Genomic DNA, 23958 nt, shown 5'->3' on the forward strand with positions numbered 1-23958 from the left:
GTGGTAATTCTTATTTTCGAAAAAAAAGATGCTTTTTGTTGGAAAGATTGCGTTAAACAATAACATCGTTGATACATGGTTAAAGGTAATTGCCTATATTTAATTAGCACAAAGACAGGGCGAACCTTGTAAATATCCCGCCTAGTCCGTTTCCCCGATTGGTTAATTTCATATGAAAAGTATAGACAACCATAAGATATTGCTTGTTTTATTGCTTGGCATGGTTCAGCATACCTGGGCACAGGCACAGGCACAGGGTGGGGTCTATTCGTTTGTCGATATGGAGCACCGCATTACGCAACGGGCCATTTCGGCCATTGTTCAAGACCAACAGGGGTTGGTATGGATCGGGGCTTATGGATCGGGGCTCTATAAATACTACGGTGTTGACCTGGTATCGTACAAGCAGGAATTCAACAACCCCAAATCGTTGAACAGTTCTCTGGTTCAAACGGCATTTGTAGACAGCTCAAATCGATTGTGGGTGGGAACCGAAGTAGGGCTGAATTTATACGATCGAGACCTCGACCGATTTGATCGGATTGTCTTTTACGATGGGACGAAGCCTTTGGATAAATTGGTTGTCCGGGCCATTGACGAAACGAAGTCGGGCAAAATCCTGGTCGGAACCAATGCGAACGGACTCTTCGAAGTCGATCCCGAAACTTTGGTCGGAAGGCCCGTGGCCATGATTCCAGGTCCGTATGGCAATATGTTGGTAGGAAGCTTCGCCAAAGGAAAAGACGGCAAGATCTGGATCGGATCAAGTTGTGGCCTGTTCGAATACGATGGTGATCGGGCAAAGGCGGTCCCCCTTTACGATAAGTCGGGGTCTGGTAAGATTCCCAACCTGAACATTGAGTCGATGTTGATCGACGATTCCGGTTCCCTTTGGATGGGCACCTTCTCGAGCGGTTTGGTCAAAATCGAAGATGTATCGATTACCCCCAAAACGGTGCACAACTACACCATCAGCGACGAGCGGATCTTAACCATGGTCCAGGCACCCGATGGCCGAATTCTTTGCGGTACCGAGAACGACGGACTTTACGTAATCGAGAGGAACGGGGAAGTGGTCAAAAATTGTCGATACGATAAATTTGATGAGAACAGTCTAAAGTCCAATTCGATATGGAGCTTGTTTGTAGACAGGCGGGATAGAATATGGATCGGCTATTACAATAAGGGCATCGGCGTATACGACCGGTATTACGACAAGTTCAAGGATATCGAAAGCTTGCCCAACGTTAACAACTCCTTGCAATCGTCTTCGGTTACCACCATTGTTAAGGACGGCCACAATAGGTTGTGGATAGGGATGGACGGAGGAGGTATCGATGTTTACAATTTGGAGGATAAGAGCATCGTGCATTTAATCGATCCCGACAACCCCATAGCATCAGGACTGACCGCCGTTGATGTGCAGACCTTGTTTATCGATAGCAGGGAAACCCTTTGGGTAGGCACGTGGAACTCGGGTATCTTTTACCTTCCCAAGAACGCTAAGGCCTTCGGGCAATTTCCGATCGAGAACGTCGACGGTCGATTAAGGGCCAATCGGGTAATGAGCTTTTCAGAAGACGACGAGGGGGTGTTGTGGATCGGAACCTATTCCAACGGCCTACACTTTTACGATTCACGAGAAAATAAATTTGGCTTTATCGAAGATGAAGCCCTAACGGGATTGCCGCAAAGTCAAGCCGAGATTCGAAAAGTGCTTGTCGATAGCAAAAATACGATCTGGGTGGGTACCACCCGGGGGGTGTTCAAACGCGACCGTACATCGGCCCATAGTTTCTCCAAATTGGATTTGGCACCCTCTGCAGAACGTATTCAGGCAGAAAAGACCATGATGGATATGATCGTTTCGCTCTATGAGGATAGCCAAGGGAATATGTGGATCGGTACCGATGGTGCAGGGCTCTGGAAGTACGATAGGGATACGCAGAAGATAGACTGGTACAATGCCAGTTCGACCGGTTTGGCGCAAGAGACCATCGCGACCATTATCGAAAGCGACTCGGGTCAACTATGGGTGGCCGGTAACAAGGGGTTGTCATATATGGACCGAACGGACAACAGTTTTACCAACTTCGATAGCAACGACGGCCTGCTGTCGAACGATTTTAACTTTAACGCGGCTTTTAAGGATGAAAGCGGAACCCTGTATTTTGGGAACTATAAAGGCGTAAACATCGTTGAGCCCGATCAGATACCTATGAACGAGGGGCGTCCCGAGCTGTTTTTTACCGATTTTAAGATCTACAACCAGTCCGTTAAACCAAACGAAGAAAAGTCGCCTTTGAAAAAGGCGATATCGCAAACCGACCATATTACCTTAAACCACAAACAATCGGTTTTTACGATCGAATTTGTTGGGGTCAATTATACCCGGCCGGGCAAAAACCAATACGCCTATTATTTGGAAGGGCTCGAAGAATCGTGGAATTTCGTCGGGAACACCAGAAGCGCCACCTATACCAACCTTTCCCCGGGCGATTACGTTTTTATGCTGAAGGCCGCCAATAACGACGGGGTCTGGAGCGAAAGTACCAAGACCTTGACCTTGACCGTGCTTCCGCCCTGGTGGAAAACCAATTTGGCCATCACTTGTTATATTGTATTATTGGGCTTGGCCCTCATATTTGCATTCCGATTGACCAGGGAAAGAATACGCGAAAAACGAATGGTGCAGGTAGAACGTGCCAAGCGAATGCAGGTAGAAGAACTGAACAATAGAAAAATACAGTTCTTTACCAATATCTCCCATGAGTTTAGAACACCCCTGACCCTGATAATAAATCCCTTGGAGTCGATATTGCGCAACAATGCCAAGGATATCTCGCAAGGGGTATTGGAAAAACTGGACATTATCCACAAAAGCACCAACAGGTTGAAGCGCTTGATAGATGAGCTGATGGATTTTAGAAAATTACAGCTCAACAAGTTTTCGATAAAGGTCTCGGAAATTGAGCTGGTGGCCTTTAGTCGCGAAATAGTGGCTTATTTTAACGAGGAAGCGGCCCTGAAGAATATCGCCCTGCTTTTTGAATCGGATAAGGAAGAGCTCAAACTTTGGAGCGATCCGGGAATGCTCGAAAAAGTGCTTTTTAACATTCTTTCCAACGCATTTAAGATTACCCCCGATAACGGAACCATTACGATCGGCGTGCACAAAAAGGTAGAGGCCATGGTATTTCCCTTACTAGACGACAAGGCGAAATTGCCTGCCGTTGAAATATATATCGAAGATACGGGAAGCGGTATAAGCCAAGAGGAGGTGCGAAATATTTTTGACCGGTTCTATCAGGTCAAGAACATGAACAGCCAGTACTACGGGGGTACGGGGATTGGTCTTGAGGTGGTAAAAAGTTTTGTCGATCTGCTCAAGGGGCATATTACGGTCGAAAGCGAAGAGGCCGTAGGTACCAAGTTCAGGGTGTTCCTGCCCTTGGGGAAAGAGCATTTCCAGGACGGAGAGCTGTTCTTGACCACGGAGGCTGAAAAGGAAGGCCTCGTTAAGGTCGGTTACGACATACCCGTCGCCCCGAAAGGGGAAACTCCGGAAGGTCAAAAAAAGACCCTTCTTATCGTAGAAGACAATACCGAACTAAGAACCTACCTTACAAATGAGCTACGGTGCGATTATTCAGTGCTTGAAGCGGCCAATGGGGCGCAGGGAGTGCAGATTGCCCTGGAGCACATACCCGATTTGATCATTACCGATGTGGTCATGCCCGAAATGGACGGATTCAAATTCTGTGAGGCCATAAAGGAAGACCTTAAAACGAGCCACATTCCCATACTGATGCTCACGGCCAAGACCATGAACGAAGATTGGGTCAAGGGAATCGATTCCGGTGCCGATATTTATCTCAGCAAGCCTTTTGATATGAACGTGCTTAGGGCCCAATTGAAACGTATTTTAAAGAGCCGGCAAATTTTATTCGAAAAATTCGCCAATGCCACCGCTGTTGTAAAAATACCGGAAAACACCTCGTTGATGGACAAGAGGTTTATTGACAAGGTGATGGAATATATTGTGGAGAACATTGCGGATGAAAAACTGAATGTCGAACACTTGGCCAACGAACTCAACCTGAGCCGCAGTCAACTCTATCGCAAGATAAAGGCCTTAACCGGACTTACGGCCAATGAATTTCTAAGAAAACTACGCCTAGAAAAAGCCAAGGAAATAATTGAGAATGGCGATGCTTCAATAAGTGAGGTGTGTTTTAAGGTCGGCTTCTCTTCACCTTCATACTTCACCAAATGTTTTAAGGCCTACTTCGGGGTGTTGCCTACCGAGTTGAAACAAGAGTAATCCCTTTTTAAATCCCTGGCAGTTACAGAACCTATGCCACATTTTTGACAATCCTTGCTTCATAATTGGTAGCCGACAATAGGTATAAAACCGAATTTTGTAATGTTGTTAATTTCTAGGTGTTTTTTTGTGTAATTGCATATTTAAGTGGTTAAAAACTAAGCATTTAATAATTAAACGGGCCAATTATTGGTCGAAACTATAAAGCATTATGAACCTTTTCTCCCATTTTCGGCCGATTGGCCTTTTTTGCATTTTGATTCTTTTTATGGCCTGTAAGGATAAACCTAACGGGAAACCGGGCATGGAAGAAAGCTTGGTGCCCAGTCTGAAAAATACCTTCTCGTACGATTTCTTTATCGGGGCCGCGATCAACGGAGGTGCCATCAATGGCTCCGATACCTTGGCCCTAGATCTGATAAGGAGGGAGTTTAACAGCATTACTCCTGAGAACATCATGAAGTGGGAGCACATACACCCCTTCCCCGACAAGTTCAATTTTGAAATGCCCGACAAATATGTCCGCTTGGGGCAAAAGAACAATATGCATATTGTTGGACATACCTTGGTTTGGCACAGCCAACTCGCCGAATGGGTGGCCCAAGTTAACGATAGTGCGTCCATGGCCGGGTTGTTAACGGAACATATCACCAAAATAGTCGGCAGGTACAAGGGCAAAATAGATTCGTGGGACGTGGTAAACGAGGCCCTTAATGAAGACGGCAGCCTAAGGGAATCGATTTTCAAAGAGGTTTTGGGCGATCACTATTTGGAGCTGGCCTTTCGGACTGCGGCCAAGGCCGACCCCGAGGCCCAACTGGTATACAACGATTATAACCTTACCCATCCGGAAAAAAGGGAAGGAGCCATTCGATTGGTGAAAAACTTACAGGAAAATGGGGTTAAAATCGATGCCATAGGTATGCAGGGCCACTGGAACCTCGAGAGACCGACGCTTGAGGAAATCGAAACAAGTATACTGGCCTATCACAAGGCCGGGGTAAAGGTACTGATTACCGAGCTTGATATTACCGTACTTCCCAATCCTTGGGAATTGGAAGGGGCCGAAGTCAGCCAGAACTTCGAAGGCAATAAGTTTATGAACCCCTATCCCGAAAGTCTCCCCGATTCCGTCCAGAATCAACTGGCCGAACGTTATGCCGATATTTTTTCATTGTTTGCTAAACACCGGGACAAGATCGACAGGGTAACCTTTTGGGGTATCAACGATGGGGCTTCGTGGTTGAACGGTTGGCCGATCAAGGGCAGAACCAATTACCCATTGCTTTTTGATAGGAATTATCGCCCCAAAAAGGCCTATGAAAGTATCATGAAACTCAAAAAATAGGCCTTAAACAAATAAACAATCGATTCGACAATGTCTACAAATTCTGAAAAACTCTCCGTCGGGGAAAAAATAGGGTATAGTTTGGGCGATTTGGCCGCCAATTTGGTCTTTCAAACCTTAATTACCTATCTCGCATTTTTCTATACGGATATATACGGGCTGTCGCCAAAGGATTCTTCGGTAATTATGCTGGTGGTCGGCTTGATAGCGGCATTTGTCTTTAACCCTGTTGTTGGTGCCCTGGCAGACAGGACCCATACCAGGTGGGGCAAATTCCGGCCCTGGGTGTTGTGGACGGCCATTCCTTTGGGAGTGGTGGCGCTATTCGCCTTTACGACACCCGATTTCTCCTATAAGGGCAAGGTAATTTACGCTATCGTTACCTATACTTTACTGCTACTGCTCTATGCCGCCAATAACCTGCCCTATTCCGCCCTTAGTGGCGTTATTACCGGCGATATGGGCGAGAGAAACAGCCTGTCTTCCTATCGGTTCGTAGCCGTCATGTTCGCCCAGTTCTTTGTACAGGTCTTTATGCTGGGCATTATAAAGAGCGCCGGTAATGGCGACATGGCCGTGGGTATTGAAAAGGTAATGACCGTTCTGGCCATCGTAGGCACCTTCATGCTCTTGATAACTTTCTTTACCACACGCGAGCGGATCGTTCCGAAACCCGAACAGAAGTCGAGCCTAAAGGAAGATTTGGGCGATTTGGTGAAAAACAGGCCTTGGGTTATTATGCTTACCCTGACCACATTGGTGTTCATTACCCTGGCGATGAAGGGCGGGGCCTATGTCTATTACTTCGAAAATTATGTGGATCGTCCGAAATTGGCAGTGTTCATACAACCCATACTCGATTTTTTGTCGAATATAGGCTTGAACCAATTTGGTGAAGACCCCATTTCGGCAGGTTTCGGCCTTTTTAATGCGGGGGGGATTGTATTTATGATCGTGGGGATTACCTTGTCGAAAAGATTGGCCGACAAATACGGTAAGCGCGATGTATTCGGCACTTTTCTATTTATTTCGGCCCTATTTGTCGTCTTCTTTTATTTTTTTCCGCCAGAGGCGGTAAGCTTGATGTTCATTTCACAGGTTTTTCATGGTTTCTTCTATGGTATAACCATTCCCATTTTGTGGGCCATGATTGCCGATGTGGCCGATTTTTCGGACTGGAGGAACAACCGCAGGGCGACCGCCATTATCTTTTCTGCCATGATGGTTGGCCTAAAGGCCGGACTCAGTATTGGTGGGGCCATAACGACATGGGTACTCGGTATTTTCGAATATATGCCCAACACCGAGGTGCAGGCCGAAAGTGCCATAATGGGTATCAGGCTACTGGTTAGCGTTTTTCCGGCAATCCCCTTTGTCGTGGGGGCCGGCCTATTGTTTTTCTATGAGATTGACAAAAAAATGGAAGTGCAGATCGAGTCCGATTTAAGCAAAAGAAGATCCACACCGATAGAATAGAAACCAAGAATACCATCAATAAATTGACCATGCCAGAAAAAGCAATTGATCATATCGATTTTGAAGAATTGAATAAAAGGGCCCTTTCAAGGCCTTTGGTCGACCATATCTATACGGCCGATCCCTCGGCCCACGTTTTCAACGGTAAAATATATATCTATCCATCACATGATATCGATGCTGGCGAGGCTTTCGACGATCTGGGCAGTCACTTCGCCATGGAAGACTACCATGTTCTCTCTATGGACACCATTGATAGCAAGGCCGTAGACCATGGGGTGGCCTTGCACGTGCGCGATGTACCTTGGGCGGAGCGGCAAATGTGGGCACCCGATGCGGCCCATAAAAACGGTAAATATTACTTGTATTTCCCGGCCAAGGACTACGATGGGATCTTTAGGATAGGTGTTGCCGTAAGCGATCGTCCCGAGGGCCCTTTTGAGCCTCGACCGGAAGCCATAAAGGGCAGTTTTAGCATCGACCCGGCCGTTTTCGAAGACGAAGACGGTAATTATTATATGTATTTCGGGGGATTGTGGGGCGGACAGCTACAGCGCTGGAGAACCGGAAAGTTCAATTCGGAACACCCAGGGAGCCCCACGGCACATATTCCCGACGACAATGAACCTGCCCTGCTTCCCTTTGTTGCAAAAATGACGGATGATATGTTGGAGTTCGCCGAAAAACCAAGGGAAATCAAAATTTTGGACGACCAAGGCAGCTTGTTGCTGGCGGGCGATAACGAGCGAAGGTTTTTTGAGGCCTCATGGATGCACAAGTACAAGGGTAAATACTATTTCTCCTATTCTACGGGCGACACCCATTTTATCTGCTACGCCATCGGCGATAGTCCCTATGGACCCTTTACCTATACGGGAAGAATTTTGAACCCGGTCGTCGGGTGGACCTCCCATCACTCCATATGCGAAATAGAAGGCAAGTGGTACCTGTTTTATCACGACTCGAGCCTATCCAAGGGCGTAACCCATCTCAGGTCGGTCAAGGTAGCCGAGATCAGCTACAGGCCCGACGGCACCATCGAAACCTTGGACCCGTATAAAAAACCGTAATCTTTAAGGAAGTATGGGGCCCATTTCCTTTCGGGGCGTTTTTCGAAAGGTCTTGAGGCTGTCGTTCTGAAGGCCTACGATCCATAGTTTTCCATGGTCCGCGGTATTCAGGTCGATAAGCGTACGGGCTTCCTCGGGTACCGAAAACCCGCTTTCTTGCGTGCCCAACACCTTAAATGTGCCGTTTCCGGGGTTGATCAACGAAATTCCGTTGCCCGCATCGTAGTGCCCGGTTAAAACTTCGGTATCGGTATAGTTGCCCACCCCGAGAATATCGGGTAGGCCATCGGCGTTCAGATCGGTAATTGACAGATCCATTAAGGGCGCCCGTTGGGCTTCTATAGGCAAGGGGGTATATGCAAAAGAGCCGTTGCCCAGGTTTTCTACATAGACAGATGCCAATTCGTAGGTTCTGAAGATAGACTTGGGGTCTATGTTTTTCGTGTCGAAGAGCTCAGGGAAGGATTTTTTGCCATAATCTTCATAGTTTTTCGTCAGTTTCCGCAACAGGGGAAGCTGTTTCACAAGTGTGCCCCTTGAGTGCACAATATATTCCCGACCTTCGATATACTGGGTAAAGATCGGTTCAACGGTACCGTTATTGTCAAAGTCTTTGGCATAAATGCTTAAGGGCTCTTGAACGCTGGCATCAAAGGGATTGTTAAGTCCCCAATTGCCTACGACGAAATCCAGGTCGCCATCCTTGTCGAAATCGGCCATTTCGATACAGTTCCACCATCCGTGGCTTTGCTCCAACCCTTGGTTTTCCGATACATCGAATTCCATGCGGCCGTTGCGGTTCTTGAGCACGGTGATGGGCATCCAATCGCCTACGATTACCAAATCGACCCAGCTGTCGTTGTCGATATCCCCGGCCCGTGCATCGGAGACCATGCCAAGCCTGTCTAGGTGGGGGGCCAGTTCGTTGGTGGCATCGGTAAATACACCCCCGTCATTCTCTAAAATATAAGACTTCGGGGAGAAGGGATAGTTGTTCGGGTCTAGCCGTCCGCCTACAAAAAGGTCGAGATCGCCATCCTGGTCCATATCGAAAGGGACGACCGTATTGGTGGGGTATTCGATTTTGGGCAGCCCGTCCTCCTTGAGGCTAAAGTTGCCTTCACCGTCGTTCAGGTATAGAAGGTCTTGATAAAACCTCATATTTGAGTAATTTTCCGAGCTGCCGTGGGCGATGTACAGGTCGAGGTCGCCGTCGTTATCGGCATCGAATAGCGAGGCTCCCGAACATTCGGCAGGAAGCACATCGGAAGGCCTTGCCAAGCTATGTTCGCGAAAACCGCCCGTCGGGTCTTGCAGGTACAGAAAATTGTCGTTATTGGCGGTTCCACCTATAAACAGATCGTCCAAGGCGTCACCGTTGATGTCCCCTGAAACGATTATGGGCCCAGGCTTGCTATACCCCCGGAAGATCAGGGGCCATTTTTTAAAGTCGTCGAAGAGGTTTTCGCTATGAAGATAAGTGGGTTTATTCGGTCCCTTGACTTCGGTAAAAACGGGGTCTTTTCCTTTTGAATGGGTGGGTATGGTTGTTTTTTTACCTTGCTTTTCGGGTTTCAACAGTAGGTTGGCCCGTAGGTTTTCGTAGCGGGATGTTCTTCCATCGGGCCATTGTATATACAGGGAGTCGACCTGGGTGTCGGAACCTAATCCGAAATGCAGTGCGGGCTCGAAAGTGGACAAATACCCTTTGTGGGGGTAGAATTCCGCATATTTTAGACCTGAGCGGGAATATACCCATGCCTTGGCCCCGATATTCTCGGCATTGGGTTCAAAGGCGATCCTAAGGTAATTGGAATTGGGGTGTTGGGTATCGGCAAGCCGGTTTTCAAAAATCAGGGCCTCGTCGTTGATGTTGTTCGCCACCAGGTCGAGGTCGCCGTCTAGGTCTAGGTCGGCATAGGCGGCACCGTTGCTGTAAGAGGGGAGAAACAATCCTGCATTCTTGGTTTCATCGGAAAAGGTGTTCGATCCCGAGTTTCTAAAGAAAAAATTCGATTTTTTGATGCCTTCCATCGATTTCAACTGTTCCCTTAACCGCGATTCTTTTTCTTCTGCCGGGCCGGCAACGTTCATCGAGTTGTAAAAATCGACAAAATCCATATCGGTAATATCTTTCCGGTAGCCGTTCGTAATGTAAATGTCGCGTAGGCCGTCGTTGTCGAAATCGGCGATCAGCGGTGACCAGCTCCAATCGGTTTCGGCCACCCCGGCCAAATACCCGATATCGCTGAAGGGCGAGGGGCCGTTGTTGATTTGGAGCACGTTCCTGACAAACTGGGGTTGATAGCCCATTCGGATCGAGGTAGTGAAGCGATCAAACGGAATTTCGGGGAACATGGTTTTTTTTCTGAGGTTGTCTTCGGGCAGCATATCCAATACCAGAACGTCTTGTAGGCTATCGTTGTTAATATCGGCAATGTCGATACCCATACTGTTATGGCTTTGGTGTTTGAAGTATTGGGTGATGCGATTGGAAAAGGTGCCGTCTCCATTGTTGACGTAAAGAATATCGTTGGATAGGAAATCGTTGGCGACATATATGTCGGAAAGTCCGTCGTGGTTGATATCGAGAACCGCTACCCCTAGGGTCCAGCCTTCAATTGTTATGCCTGCCTCGTCGGATACGTCTGTGAATACGGGAACACCGTCACCCTTGCTTCCCTCATTTCGAAAAAGGCGATCGGTACTTTTGCCACTGCCGTCCTTTTTTTGGCCGAAGGGATTGTTTTTGGGGTATTCTTCCTTTGAATTATTGGCCAAGAACATATCGAGGTCCCCGTCTTGGTCATAATCCAGCCAAACGGCTTGAATCGAATAGGAGGTATGGGCGAGATTCATCTCTTCGGCCTTGTTTTCGAACTTAACCTGGCCGTCATTTCCTGTTCTGTTGATAAAAAAGTAGTTTTCGGTATGCCCTAGATCTAGGTCGTGCGAGGTAGCGATGTGTATATCGGGTTTTCCGTCGTTGTTGATGTCTACCACCGATACTCCTGAACACCACTTGTCCGTTATAAGACCCGCTTCCGCGGTAATATCCTTAAACTGCAGGTTGCCTTGGTTGAGGTATATGCGGCTGCTTACCATGTTGCCGGTAAAACAGATATCGGGCAAGCCGTCCGAGTTGAAATCGCCAATACCTACCCCGCCGCCGTTATAAATATACTCGTAGTCCAATATATTGAGAACCTCGTTCTCCGTAATCAGGTTGTTGAATTTGATATGGGTGTGGTCGCTCGAAAGTCTTTTGAACGGTGTTTTCTTTTCTTTTTCTGTATTGCACGAAATAAGAACCACGCAAAGAACGATGGCCGCAAGTTTGCCATGGATAGAATTTAGAGAGGTGTACATAGGTCTTAAAAAAAAGTGCCATGACAAGGGCCATGGCACTAAAATTACTAAACTAACTTAAAGAAACTACCTTAATGCTGTCTTAGTACCCTGGATTTTGATCGGCGGTCGTAAGTGCACCGTTATTGTCGATCTCTTCTTGGGGTATGGGTAAAAGTTCAAACTTGTTCTGTGTAAAATGGGGGATAGGCTCATAGGTCAGTTTACCTTCCCTTCGCCACCTTAAAATATCCCTGTTTCTAATTTGCTCAGAGCTCAGTTCTACCCTTTTTTCATGTATTATGGCCCTCATGACCTCGGCATCGGAGTCTACCGGGTAATTGGCGGTCGGGTATTCGGGCATGTCTACACTTGCCCTTGTCCTGACCTGGTTGAGGTATTCAATGGCCTTTTCGTTGGTTCCGACCTCATATTCACATTCGGCCAAGTTCAACAGTACCTCGGCATAACGGATAATCCTCATATTGATACCGCCCATAAAGAAGCCGCCGGGATTAAGTTTGTACATCAGGGAGTATTTTCTCCAGCTGATCTTTTGTTCTTCCCCTTCAAAAGTGACCGTGTTGCCCTGAACGGCATCGGCTTCTAGGGTGTCTTGCCCGTTGTTAAAGGTGTCGCCTATCGAGTAAAAGCTTTTTGCAAATCGGGGATCGTCTTTGGCATCTCCTTTATTGGCCCGTTCAAATTCGTTCAGAAGGGACAGGGAAGGAATCAGGTTTCTCCATCCAATGGCCGAATATTCCTGTGTACGGACACTTTGTTCGTTTTTTCCGTTGGAATCGGAGTTCCAGTTGAAGCTTCCGATATCGGCATACCCGATTTCCAACAGCGATTCTTTGTTGTATTCCGTTTCTTCCTGAAAATTGTGGTCGTATTCGTCGACCAAGGCGTATTCGTTCGAATCTACGATCGCCTCGAACATTTTTTTCGCGTTTTCGTAGTCTCCGTTCCACATGTAAACGCGTCCGGCCATGGCCTGGGCCGCACCTTTGGTGGGCTTTCCGGCATCGGCGGCCGATGCCACGGGAAGGTTTTCTATGGCAAATTGCAGGTCTTGCAGCGATTGGGCCAATACCTCTTGCTGGCTCGACCTTGGCAAGTTGTCTTCCAAGGTCAGGGCAGGTTGAAGGGGCATGGGAACACCTCCCCAGAGACTGGCGAGTTCAAAAAAGGCCCAGCCTCTTGCGAAATAGGCCTCGGCCAGTAATCGGTTCTTGTCACTGGTAGGGATATCGGCATCCTGTCCAAAACTTATGGTCGCATTTGCCCTGTGTATGGTGGTATACCAACCTTCCCAGTTTTGATCGGCCACACTGTTCGATGGACCGTTGGTGCCAATGAGCAATTGGTTTCTCGGGGCCTCCAATTGACCGCCCCCCGACTGGTTGTCGTCGCTTCTAAGGTCGTGCAAGAACCAATATTCACGACCTATCAGGTTACTGCCCTGTATGGCGGCGAAAATTCCCGAAATACTGGTTTCCAACTGTTCTGCGTCACTATAAAAGTCCGAGGTCTGGGTTATATTAGGGTTCGAGGTATTCAAGTCTTCCGTATTACACGACTGCGAGACGAAAATGAGCCCTACTATGAGTAAGCTATATAATCTTTTCATGTCAATATTGTTATTGTGTTTTGTTAAAATCCTAATTGAATACCAGCAAGTATAGTTCTTGGCCTGGGGTATTGACCGTAATCTACGCCCAAGGTCAAGGTGTTGTTGTTTCTGGTCCCGATTTCCGGGTCATAACCATCGTATTTGGTAAAGGTCAACAGGTTGGTGGCCGAAAAATAAATTTGGGCCTTTTTGACCGTATTCTTACCAAATAGGTCGAGGTTGTCCACTGGAATGTTATACCCGATCTTTAGGTTCTGAAGCCTGAGGTAAGACCCGTCTTCAATAAATCGATCGGAAGTCCGGGTGTTTTTGTTGGGATCTCCGTTGACCATTCTAGGTATATCGGTGTCGGTATTGGTGGGGGTCCAGGCATCCAAAACGGCCACGTCGGAATTAAAGAGCCGCAAGCCCCCCTGTCGGGTTACTTGTAGGGCGTTGTATATATCGTTGCCCTGTACACCGCTCCAGAACATCGAGCCGAAAAAGTTTTTGTACTCCGCCTCGAAATTCAGGCCATAGGTAAAGTCGGGAATAAAGCTACCGATAACCTCACGGTCGTTGTCGGTAATCTCGAAGTCGCCGTCGAGGTCCTTAAAAATCAGGTCGCCCGGCGCGGCATTCGATTGGTAGCTGGTGCTGGGGTCGCCGTCGAGCGCATCGTATTGGGCAATTTCTGCCTCGCTTTGAAAGATACCGTCGACCCGCCACCCGTAAAAGGATTGAATGGGATCGCCAACGGCCGTTCTGGTGATATCGGTACCTCCGAAATCTTGGTTGGCCCCGGCAAAGATAGTGGCCCCGGGCGTCGAAAGCGCCGAAATATTGTTGCGGTACATACTAATGTTGGCCGCAATGTTCCATTGAAATTCACGGTCAGGATTGTTATAGTACACTCCTTGGAACTCGAGCCCCCAGTTTTCCATGGCCCCGAGATTGGCCACCGTAGATTGGGTGAAGCCCAAGGAAGGGATATTGGGAGCCTGTAGAATTAGGTTGTCCGTGCTCCTTTCGTACCATTCGGCCGAAAACTGTAATCTGTTGTTGTACAGTCCGACATCGAGCCCAACATTGGTCATTTCGGTAATTTCCCATTCCAAAAGCGGGTTGGCCAATTGGTCGTAGTAGGTACCCGTGGCCTCGGTATTGCCCCAGATGTAGGTGGTATTCGACTGAATACCGGCCTGACTGGCGTACGAACTCACCCCTTCGAAACCTACTTGGCCCCAACTTGCCCTTATTTTTAATTCGGAAAGCTTGGTCAAGCCCGACATAAAGGGTTCTTCGGCAATGTTCCAACCCGCCGATACCCCTGGGAAGGTACCCCATTTATAACCATCGGCAAATTTAGAGGAACCATCCCGCCTGATGGAGGCGCTCAATAGATAACGGCCGGCATAGTCGTAGTTTACCCTTGTCAGAAAAGAGTAGAGGGTGTCTTCGTTAAGACTGCCGGAGGTAATGGTCGCATTGTCGGCCCCTCCCAAGACAACGATGTCGTTTGACGATCGTTCGCCCTGCACTCCTAAGGCGGTAATTTTGTTGTCTTGCCGTTCGGCGACGGCAACGGCATCCAAATTGTGGTCGCCGAAAGATTTGTTGAAGTTCAATTGGTTGGAGAAGTAGTTGCCGCTAAAGGTCGTGTTCGTTTCACTTATGTCGGCAGTGGTATTGCCCGCGAAACCATCAAAATAGATGGGAAAGATCTGTTTTGCCGTGTCTTGTCTCCAGTCGACTCCCGCCGTAAACCTATAGCTAAGCGATTCGGAAAAGTTCAATTGGGCGTAGGCCGTACCGAAAATCCGTACGCCCCGGTTGGTGCTTTGGTCCAAGAGGGCCTGTTTTAAGGGGTTTACGGGGTCGGTACCGTCCGAACCATCGGGAGCCCTGTACCCACCGGGAAGGGTCGGGTCGTAAATAGGAATGTAGGGGATGCTTCGAATAAGGTTTTGGATGGGAGTCCTTCCTCCGGGATCTTGCTCGTTTTTTCTATAGGCCGTAGATACCGTTAAGGTCTGCCCCAGTTCGAGTCCCCGCCCGATCTGATGGTCGGAGTTCAGGCGAAGATTGTATCTGTCGTACTGCGTGCCGACCACAATACCCTCTTGTTTGAAGTACCCGAACGAACCGTAGATCTGTGATTTCTCAGAACCGCCCCTTACGCTGAGGTGATGCTGGTTGGTGATGCCGGTCTTAAAAAAGGCATCTTGGTAGTCGACGTCGGTTTGTGCATACGTTTGGCTGGCACCTGCATAAACGGGCTCGTTCATGTTCGACCAACGGGAAGGGAAGGCCGCATCGCCATTGGTCAACAGCATTCTACCGAATTCGAGGTATTCTTCCCTATTTAATAGGTCTAAGCGTTTGGTATCTTGTGCGAACCCGGAATAACCGTGGTAATTGACTTCCAAATCTCCTGTTGCCCGACCTTTTTTGGTGGTAACTATTACTACACCGTTTGCGGCACGTGAACCATAAATGGCCGCTGCACTTGCATCCTTTAAAACTGAAATGGACAGGATGTCGTTGTTGTCGAAATCCGAAAGGCTTCCCACCGGGTAGCCGTCTACCACATATAATGGGTTCGGTGAAAAAGTGATGGACCCGATACCCCTGATCCGTACAATGGGGTCGCTTCCGGGCGAACCGTTATTGGTGATCTGTACCCCGGGCATTCGGCCTTGAATGGCCTCGGTGAACCCTGCCACGGGCAGTGCGGTTATTTCTTCGGTCGTTACGGTCGAAACGGCCCCCGTAACGGCTTCCTTCTTTTGTGCACCATAACCGACTACCACAACTTCATCGAGCTGTGCTGTATCTTCCAATAAGGTTACATTAATGGTGCTCCTGCCATTTACGGCCACCTGTTGGGTAACATAGCCGATATAGCTAAATGTTAAGGTCGCTCCCGACGCTACGTCCGATATGGTGTAGTTTCCATCAAAATCGGTTTGGGTACCGTTGGTCGTCCCGGCGACCACTACCGCGGTTCCTGGTAATGGAACGCCCGATTCATCTGACACCACACCGCTCACGGTTAAACTTTGGGAATAGGACAAGTGTCCCAGCATTGCGAGTAGCGCAACGCACATTAATCTAAGTTTGTTCATGTTGTTGAGTTTAAGTTTTAAGTTTGAATTGCTAATAAAAAGTTAAATCACAATTCTTTAACAAATATATTTTCGGACTCGCCTTTTGAATAAAACATCTGAAGCGTAAGCTGATACATTTGTTGCATGACTGGATATAATAGTATATTTATGTTGTGTATTTTGGGAATATGGCAAAGGTTTGCCGTATAAGATGGCAGATTGACAACGTTGGTCGGGGCTTTGTTGGATCGAAGCCGTTTGTACTTAAAAGACGGGTTGGGTTGACTGTAGAAGTAATGGGTTAGGGCTTAAATGATCGTATTTTTTTATCGGTTGGTTAGGCGGCCAACAGGATGGTTTCCCCAAAAAGTCCATTACAAGGTATCGGGCAGTCTGTATTTTACCGACTTTTTTCTTTTGATGCTTATTTTTGAAATGGCTTTTCTACGGGGCGATATGTTTATCTTCGTAGAATCGATGCTATAAACACATTTAGGTATGAACATTGACAACAAGACCTTCCTCGTTACGGGAGGGGCCTCCGGTCTGGGCTTGGCCACGGCCAAAACCATTTTGGAGCATGGGGGCAAGGCCATACTCGCCGATATTAATGAAGAAATAGGGGCCAATGTCGAAAAGGAACTGGGTAAAAATGCCCTTTTTTTAAAGACCGATGTTACCGACGAGGGCGATGTAAAACGGAGTATCGCCGAGGGGGTATCGCGATTCGGGGCGCTTCACGGTGCCGTCAACTGTGCCGGTATTAGCCCTGGGGAACGTATTTTGGGTAAAAATGGGGTACATAGGCTATCTACCTTTACCAAGGTGGTTCAAATTAATCTGATAGGCACCTTTAATGTTATGCGCTTGGCTGCGGAGGCCATACAGAACAACGAACCGGGAGAAAGCGGGGAAAGGGGCATTATTATCAATACGGCCTCGGTAGCCGCCTACGAGGGGCAAATTGGGCAGGCGGCCTATTCCGCTTCAAAAGGGGGTATTATCTCGATGATGTTGCCCGCGGCCCGGGAGTTGGCCCGATTTGGTATTCGGGTAATGACCATTGCCCCCGGTACTTTTGAGACTCCGCTCCTAATGGGTTTTTCCGAAGAGGTAAAGGCTTCCTTGGGCGAACAGGTTCCCTTTCCATCCCGCCTTGGAAGACCCGAAGAGTTTGCAGGTTTGGTAAGGCATATAATAGAAAACCAAATGTTGAACGGTGAAGTAATTCGCTTGGATGGGGCCATACGGATGGCCGCGAAATAAATTGACCATTAGTGATTAGGCAAGACACTCCCTATTTAGAGGTTCCCACGATACCCATTAAAATCAAGAAAGAGGTTCGGGAAGACGGCAATATTCTTATTTGGTCCGACATCGACCTGGAAGAATACCCCGAAAAGGCTACGGACCGACTGAAATACTGGGCCGGGGCCGAACCGCAACGCACCTTTATCGCACAGCGCGATCACAACGGTGCATGGCGTAGTTTTGGTTATGGGGAGGTCTATAAAAAAATACAGCATATTGGGCAGTACCTTCTTGATAATGCGGCCTACCACGACGGTCCTGTGGTCGTACTTTCGGGCAATAGCTGGCAACATGCGCTTTTGGCCTTGGCCGCCATGCATGTCGGTGTTCCCTATAGTGCCATTAGTCCGGCTTATTCCCTTAAATCGAAGGATTTTAAACGGTTGGTGCATTGTATCGGCCTTCTGAACCCCGGATTGGTTTTCGTTCAAGACGGCAGGTTGTATGAAAAGGCTCTTGGGGCATTGCCTGTTCCGGCTCCGGTGGTAGTGGCTGAAAACCCTTTGAATGGCGCAATCTCCTTTGACGAACTTATGGAGGCGGAACCTACCGATGCGGTGTCCGGGGCCCATGCCCGTATACACCGAGATACGGTCGCCAAAATTCTATTTACCTCGGGTTCTACCGGTTGGCCCAAAGGGGTAATCAATACCCACGGCAATTTGATGTGCAACCTGCAGCAAATAACACAAACCTATCCCTTTGTGGCCAATGGCGGATTGACATTGGTCGATTGGCTTCCGTGGAGCCACACCTTTGGGGGAAACCATAATTTCGGGCTCACCTATTACAATGGCGGCACCTTCTACATCGATGAGGGCAATCCTACGGTCGAAGGTTTTGCAACCACCGTAGAAAATTTAAAGGATATTGCGCCGACCGTTTACTTTAATGTACCCAAGGGGTTTGAAGAGCTGGTCGTCCATTTAAAGAACGATGAGGCTTTGTGCCGTACCTTTTTCAGTAGGTTGAAAATGCTTTTTTTCGGAGGGGCCAGTCTGTCACAGCACGTGCGCGACGATTTGGACCGACTTGCCCTCCGAACGGTGGGATATCGCATTTTGATATCTTCCGGCTACGGAATGACCGAGGCCTGCCCCTCGACCATGTTCAATACCCGCTATGATCAACGTTCGGGCAACCTTGGGGTACCGGTACCGGGGATCGTGTCAAAACTGGTCGCTTTCGGCGACGACTCCTATGAGGTGAGGTTCAAGGGACCCAACCTCACCCCCGGTTATTGGAAGGATGACGAGCAAACCGCCAATGCCTTTGACGACCAAGGCTTTTTTAAGAGCGGGGATGCGCTCAAGTTCGCCGATGAAAACGACCCCGGGGCAGGAATGGTCTATGACGGCCGTATTACCGAAAATTTTAAGCTGAACTCGGGTACGTGGGTCAATGTGGGAATCTTAAAAAGCAAACTGATCGCCGCTGGAAACGGACTTATCAAAGATGCCGTTCTTACAGGTCATGATAGGGACTTTGTGGGGGCCATCCTTTTTCTTGAACTTTCCAATTGTGCCTCCTTTGCCAAAATGCCGGGCGCTGACTTTAAAACGATCATAAGATCTGAAAAAATCATAAGGGCCATTGAGAACATAGTACAAGATCTAAGCGAGACCGGTACAGGGGCCTCTACCGTTATAAGACGGGCGACCATTGCCGATTTTAATCCCAGTGTAAAAAAGGGGGAACTAACCGACAAGGGCTCGATCAACCAAAGAGCCGTACTTACCTATAGGAAGAAGGTGGTGGAAAGCTTGTACAAAGTAGATAAACCTCCTACGGTTATAGAGATAAGCATCGGGCGTTAAACAAAGGGGTGTCGTTTTGATTCCCGGTTTTTTTCCAATCGATGCTTACGATAGGGCTTTGCAGAGGTATTTGTTCGGTTCAAAAAAGGATGGGGCCGGTTAAATAATGTATCTTGAATGCATGTTCGACGATTTTGGAGGAGATACGGTAAGGTTATTCCTGTTGTTAGGGATGTTTTTGTACCTATCTACAAACGCACAAACCGATAAATTGGATGATATGCGATTACGGGTATCTGAAATTAAATCAGCTGAAGAGGTAGATGTTGCGGGAGCCTCCCGCTTGTTGGACCAATATGCCGAACTACACCGTATTTCGACCTTAAACTGGGATGCCTTTTCCTATTTGCCTACGGTACAGTTCAAGATGGCCCGCCACAATAATGACATCTGGCTCAAATTTTATGTGAGCGAAGAAAATATACGCGCGCGGTATACGGAGCCCAATTCATCGACCCATAAGGATAGCTGCGTTGAGTTTTTCATCGATCCGCTACAGAATGGCAATTACTACAATTTTGAGTTCAATTGTATCGGTACGGTGCATTTGGCCTATGGCCCCGATAGGCATTCCAGAAAATTTGTCGATCCGGAAATCATTACGGAGGGGATCAAGGTAAAATCAACCTTGGGCGACCAGCCGTTTGATGAAAGGGGAGGGGGGCATTCATGGCAACTGACCGTTATCGTTCCTGCGGATGTATTTGTGTTTTCCGAACCGGTCGAACTTCAGAACTTGACCTGTAAGGCCAATTTTTACAAGTGTGGCGACGATACGTCCAAAAAACATTTCGTGAGTTGGAGTCCGATAGCTACCGAACATCCCGATTTCCACCGTCCCGAGTATTTCGGTACGCTAGTCTTTGATTAAGAACGTTTTAGGTTTTTAAATGGAATTACCCCTTAATTTAATATTACTTTTCGTACAGGAAGGATAAAATTTGTGTGCTCGAGCACATTTTTTGTCGATTTGCTTGTTCATAAAAAAAAAGTGTACTACTTTAAGAGTGTTGTTTCGAAAGGGACAGCATACCATCGACCAAACTAACCTTAATTTTTAGTATTTGAATTCTCCCCCAAGAATTCCTTTTTAGCCTTTGGGACCGTTGCCCGCTCGATGCAATTGGCCCCAAGGCATAAAAGGGATTTTCTTTTGTCGGGTTGGGATGTGTAGGGCAAAAACCGAAAAAATCGAAGAGGGCCTAGGGACGATTCCCTTTTTTTGTTGGGCTACCTCGAAAACCCTAAAGGGCTTTATGGCATAACGACCCGTCCCTGTCACCAACGGATGCGCAAGAGGCTTTGAACATGCTTAATTTTTGGACGGAATTTCTAAAACGACTTATGAGACATACCTTTAGCTTGCTAATACTATTTGTTTTGGTCGCGTGCCATACTTCGGCTGACCAAAAGGAAGTTGAACCGGAGAGCGCTTCGGAAAATAGGACGGACGAAGATTACGACCCGGAGGCCAAATTGCGGGAACTGGGCATAACATTGAACGCTCCGTCAACGCCCATGGCCAATTACGTAAATGCGGTACGCACGGGAAATCTTCTCTATTTGTCGGGCAAGGGGCCTGCAAAGGCCGATGGAACGAACATTACCGGAAAGGTAGGTATCGACCTGACCATCGAAGAGGGGTATGAGGCTGCGCGGATAACGGCTATCAACCAACTTTCGGTACTAAAGGCCGAATTGGGCAACTTGAACAAGGTGGGGCGGATCGTCAAGGTAAAGGGTATGGTCAACTGTCCCCCCGATTTTACTGATCAGCCCAAGGTTGTAAACGGGTATTCCGATTTGATGGTTGCGGTTTTCGGCGAAAGGGGTAAACATGCAAGGGCGGCCGTGGGCATGGGTTCCTTGCCCGGTAACATCGCGATCGAGGTCGATATGGTGGTAGAAGTGGCCGATTAGGCGATCCTCGCACGGGTCGAAGGTGTTCGGGCTTGTTTTATGGGGCCAAGAACCTGTCAACGGGTTTTTGCAGGTAGAAGGTAGCCCATCTTTTAGGTGTGTTCCCTTTTCGGTCTATTCTTTCTTGTACCCCGACCCGATGGGGGACAAATAAAAAAGCCCCGAATAGCATCGGGGCCGGTCTTGATCAAAAAGACAGGTAACTACCAATTCCTGATTTCCTCTTTTAGCTGTTGCTTTGACTTTCCTGTACGTTCTTGCAGTCTGCCGAGCATCTCGTCAAACTTTCCTTCGGCGTAAGTGGTGTCGTCATCGGTTAGGGAACCGTATTTTTGTTTGAAATTGCCTTTTACTTGCTTCCACTTGCCTTCCAGTTCATCCTTATTCATAATCGTTGCTTTTTTAGGGTTAGATATGCGATCCTTCCGATCTCTGCTTCAAAGGTAGTCCGGTCCCCTGGTTTTGATTGCCCCATGAAAGATGAATGAGAGCCCATTTGCAGTTAAATCAAAATGAATCGGCAGGGTTTAAGGAGGGGGGAATCAAGGAAAAGTACCGTTGGTCGATCGATAAAAGGTCAATTGTTCGCCCATCTTTCCTCTTGTAATTGTTGAAAATTCTGAAAACCGAAGATTTGTCGGGTTTCATCGAATAGTAGTAGGTGGTAATGGATCTGAATGTTTTTTTTGAGTAATTTTGAGGAAAACACCTACTTATGGATAACTATATCGTCCTTTTTTGCTTTTTTGCCATCTGTTTTGTTATTGCCTGTCTGTTTATTGTCTATTCAACAGGCGAACATTAATTGATAGACCCGGTTTGATTTTTGCGCTTCGGTCGCCCCAATAGGCGAGGTGTGTCTGGGCAACTTATCCGAATAGGGTTTCTACCATGCTTATATCCTACAATAGGCCAACAGGTGTTGTTAAACTTATGCTTATTTAAGGATTATATTGTCGATTTTATATTTTTGGGCTAATATTCTTTAATAAATCGATAATTTTTTACAGATTTCTGCTTCAAAAATTGCTAACTTACCTAGGTATTGCAATAGGTTGGGTTCCCGTATGTTCAGCGCTAAGTTATTTGGTGTATCTCATTGTTTGTCAGTGTGATATGGGAGTTGTGCCTGCATTTCAGAAAACTTAATTTAAACCAAATACATTTAGAATGAAATCATCAAGAAGATCTTTTATCAAGAAAACGGCAGTGGCGGGAACCGGGGTTATTGCGGCTCCTACCATTGTTTCCGCAAACGTTTTCGGGGCCAATGACCGTATAAATGCCGCGGTATTGGGAGTGAACGGTCGAGGTAAATCACACATTAAGAGCTTAATGGTCCAAGATAATGTCCGCGTAACCACTTTGTGTGATCCGGATATGAACATCTTAAGGGAGCGACAAAAATCGTTCAAGGAAACCTATGGTAAAAAAGTTGCCCTTGAACAGGATATGCGAAGGGTATTTGACGATAAGGATATTGACGTAGTAAGCATTGCCACGCCGAACCATTGGCATGCCCTTTCCGTTATTTGGGCCTGTCAGGCCGGTAAGGATGTGTATGTGGAGAAACCCGGGTCGCACAATATATGGGAAGGCCGAAAGATGGTCGAAGCGGCCCATAAATACGACCGTATCGTTCAGCACGGGGTACAGCTGAGGAGTTCGCCCGCCATCAATGAGGCTATCGACTTGATGCGAAACGGATATATTGGTAGGGTCTATATGTCACGGGGGCTTGTGTTCAGATGGAGGCCCGATATAGGTGATAAGGGCTTGTCCCCCGTTCCAGAGGGGTTGGATTACGACTTGTGGACCGGACCGGCACAAAAACAACCGTTTTCCGAGAATTTGGTGCACTACAATTGGCATTGGCACTGGGATTATGGAAATGGGGATGTAGGCAATCAGGGAATACACGAGACCGACCTTTGTATGTGGGGCTTGGATGTAGGGCTTCCCACGCAGATTACGGCCATGGGCGGTAAGTTTTTGTGGAACGACAGTAAGGAAACCCCCGAAGTGCTTACCTCGGTATATAACTATCCCGAAGAGAATAAAATCATCCAGTTCGAAGTACGGCCTTGGTGTACCAATACCGAAGGAGGGGCTACCGTAGGCAATATTTTTTATGGCGATAAGGGTATCCTGGTAGTTGATGGCTATGACAAATACACAACCTATTTGGGTAAAGATAGAACCCCGGGCAAATCGGGTCAGGACGGCGGTCCTTCAGGAACCGAGATGGATCGTGGGGCCGGGGGAACCGATGGCCACTTTGCCAACTTTATAGAAGCCGTACGCAAACATGATAAATCGATACTCAACGGACCCGTTGAAACGGCGCACCTTTCCTCGGGCTTGGCCCATTTGGGCAATATTGCCTATAGGACAGGGCGTGTGCTTAACTTTGACCCCAAGACGGAACGGTTCGTAAACGATCCCGAAGCCGATACCTATTTAACGCGCGATTACCGCAAAGGCTTTGAGGTACCTGAAAACGTATAGGTACTAAATCGCGGTTTTGCAATAAAGCAAGAGGCAGCGAACCAAGGTTCGCTGCCTTTTTATGTCAATGGGTCGGGGTGCGATTGCCCTCGTTGCGATTAAAGACAGGAA

The 23958-nt window shown here is 47.7% G+C and carries 13 protein-coding genes; 9 read left to right on the forward strand and 4 right to left on the reverse strand.

Going from position 1 to position 23958, the window contains the following annotated elements; genetic code table 11:
• Positions 1–172 precede the first annotated feature (172 nt).
• The 4 genes from BUB37_RS03705 (at position 173) to BUB37_RS03720 (ending at position 8218) form a co-directional block, all read left to right on the forward strand.
• Positions 173–4324, forward strand: a complete 4152-nt coding sequence (locus BUB37_RS03705) for a two-component regulator propeller domain-containing protein (RefSeq protein ID WP_072988664.1) — start codon at positions 173–175, stop codon at positions 4322–4324.
• Between the two features lie 304 nt (positions 4325–4628).
• Entirely contained in the window at positions 4629–5672 is a 1044-nt protein-coding gene (locus tag BUB37_RS03710) for an endo-1,4-beta-xylanase (RefSeq protein ID WP_244526720.1), read from the forward strand.
• A 30-nt stretch (positions 5673–5702) separates the two neighbouring features.
• Complete coding sequence (locus tag BUB37_RS03715) at positions 5703–7148, forward strand: MFS transporter (RefSeq protein WP_072988668.1); 1446 nt, start codon at positions 5703–5705, stop codon at positions 7146–7148.
• A 29-nt stretch (positions 7149–7177) separates the two neighbouring features.
• Positions 7178–8218, forward strand: coding sequence for a glycoside hydrolase family 43 protein (locus BUB37_RS03720; RefSeq protein ID WP_072988671.1), 1041 nt, complete (start codon positions 7178–7180; stop codon positions 8216–8218).
• Positions 8219–8221: 3 nt separating this feature from the next.
• On the opposite strand, the gene BUB37_RS03725 is transcribed toward BUB37_RS03720, so the two are convergent.
• The 3 genes from BUB37_RS03725 to BUB37_RS03735 all read right to left on the reverse strand — a co-directional run bounded on the left by BUB37_RS03725 (position 8222) and on the right by BUB37_RS03735 (position 16309).
• Positions 8222–11587: a VCBS repeat-containing protein gene (locus BUB37_RS03725; RefSeq protein WP_072988674.1), complete on the reverse strand. Its 3366-nt coding sequence runs from the start codon at positions 11585–11587 to the stop codon at positions 8222–8224.
• 82 nt (positions 11588–11669) lie between these two features.
• Positions 11670–13199 (reverse strand): RagB/SusD family nutrient uptake outer membrane protein, encoded by a 1530-nt coding sequence (locus BUB37_RS03730; protein WP_072988677.1) that lies wholly within the window; start codon positions 13197–13199, stop codon positions 11670–11672.
• Positions 13200–13222: 23 nt separating this feature from the next.
• Positions 13223–16309, reverse strand: a complete 3087-nt coding sequence (locus BUB37_RS03735) for a SusC/RagA family TonB-linked outer membrane protein (RefSeq protein ID WP_072988680.1) — start codon at positions 16307–16309, stop codon at positions 13223–13225.
• Between the two features lie 480 nt (positions 16310–16789).
• On the opposite strand from BUB37_RS03735, the gene BUB37_RS03740 reads away from it, so the two are divergent.
• The 4 genes from BUB37_RS03740 to BUB37_RS03755 all read left to right on the forward strand — a co-directional run bounded on the left by BUB37_RS03740 (position 16790) and on the right by BUB37_RS03755 (position 21339).
• A complete protein-coding gene (locus tag BUB37_RS03740; RefSeq protein ID WP_072988684.1) occupies positions 16790–17557 on the forward strand; it encodes a 3-hydroxyacyl-CoA dehydrogenase in 768 nt (255 codons plus the stop codon).
• Positions 17558–17568: 11 nt separating this feature from the next.
• Positions 17569–19419 carry a feruloyl-CoA synthase gene (locus BUB37_RS03745; RefSeq protein WP_094766513.1) on the forward strand — a complete coding sequence of 617 codons (1851 nt, stop codon included), beginning with the start codon at positions 17569–17571 and terminating at the stop codon, positions 19417–19419.
• A gap of 220 nt (positions 19420–19639) precedes the next feature.
• Positions 19640–20290 (forward strand): carbohydrate-binding family 9-like protein, encoded by a 651-nt coding sequence (locus BUB37_RS03750; protein WP_072989776.1) that lies wholly within the window; start codon positions 19640–19642, stop codon positions 20288–20290.
• A 473-nt stretch (positions 20291–20763) separates the two neighbouring features.
• Positions 20764–21339: a RidA family protein gene (locus tag BUB37_RS03755; RefSeq protein WP_072988687.1), complete on the forward strand. Its 576-nt coding sequence runs from the start codon at positions 20764–20766 to the stop codon at positions 21337–21339.
• 203 nt (positions 21340–21542) lie between these two features.
• On the opposite strand, the gene BUB37_RS03760 is transcribed toward BUB37_RS03755, so the two are convergent.
• Positions 21543–21728 (reverse strand): CsbD family protein, encoded by a 186-nt coding sequence (locus BUB37_RS03760; protein ID WP_072988690.1) that lies wholly within the window; start codon positions 21726–21728, stop codon positions 21543–21545.
• A gap of 781 nt (positions 21729–22509) precedes the next feature.
• Here BUB37_RS03760 and BUB37_RS03765 point away from each other — a divergent pair.
• Positions 22510–23847 (forward strand): Gfo/Idh/MocA family protein, encoded by a 1338-nt coding sequence (locus BUB37_RS03765; RefSeq protein WP_072988693.1) that lies wholly within the window; start codon positions 22510–22512, stop codon positions 23845–23847.
• The last annotated feature ends 111 nt before the right edge of the window (positions 23848–23958 follow it).

Source organism: Pseudozobellia thermophila, from assembly GCF_900141855.1.
In the GTDB taxonomy this organism is placed as follows: Bacteria; Bacteroidota; Bacteroidia; order Flavobacteriales; family Flavobacteriaceae; genus Pseudozobellia; species Pseudozobellia thermophila.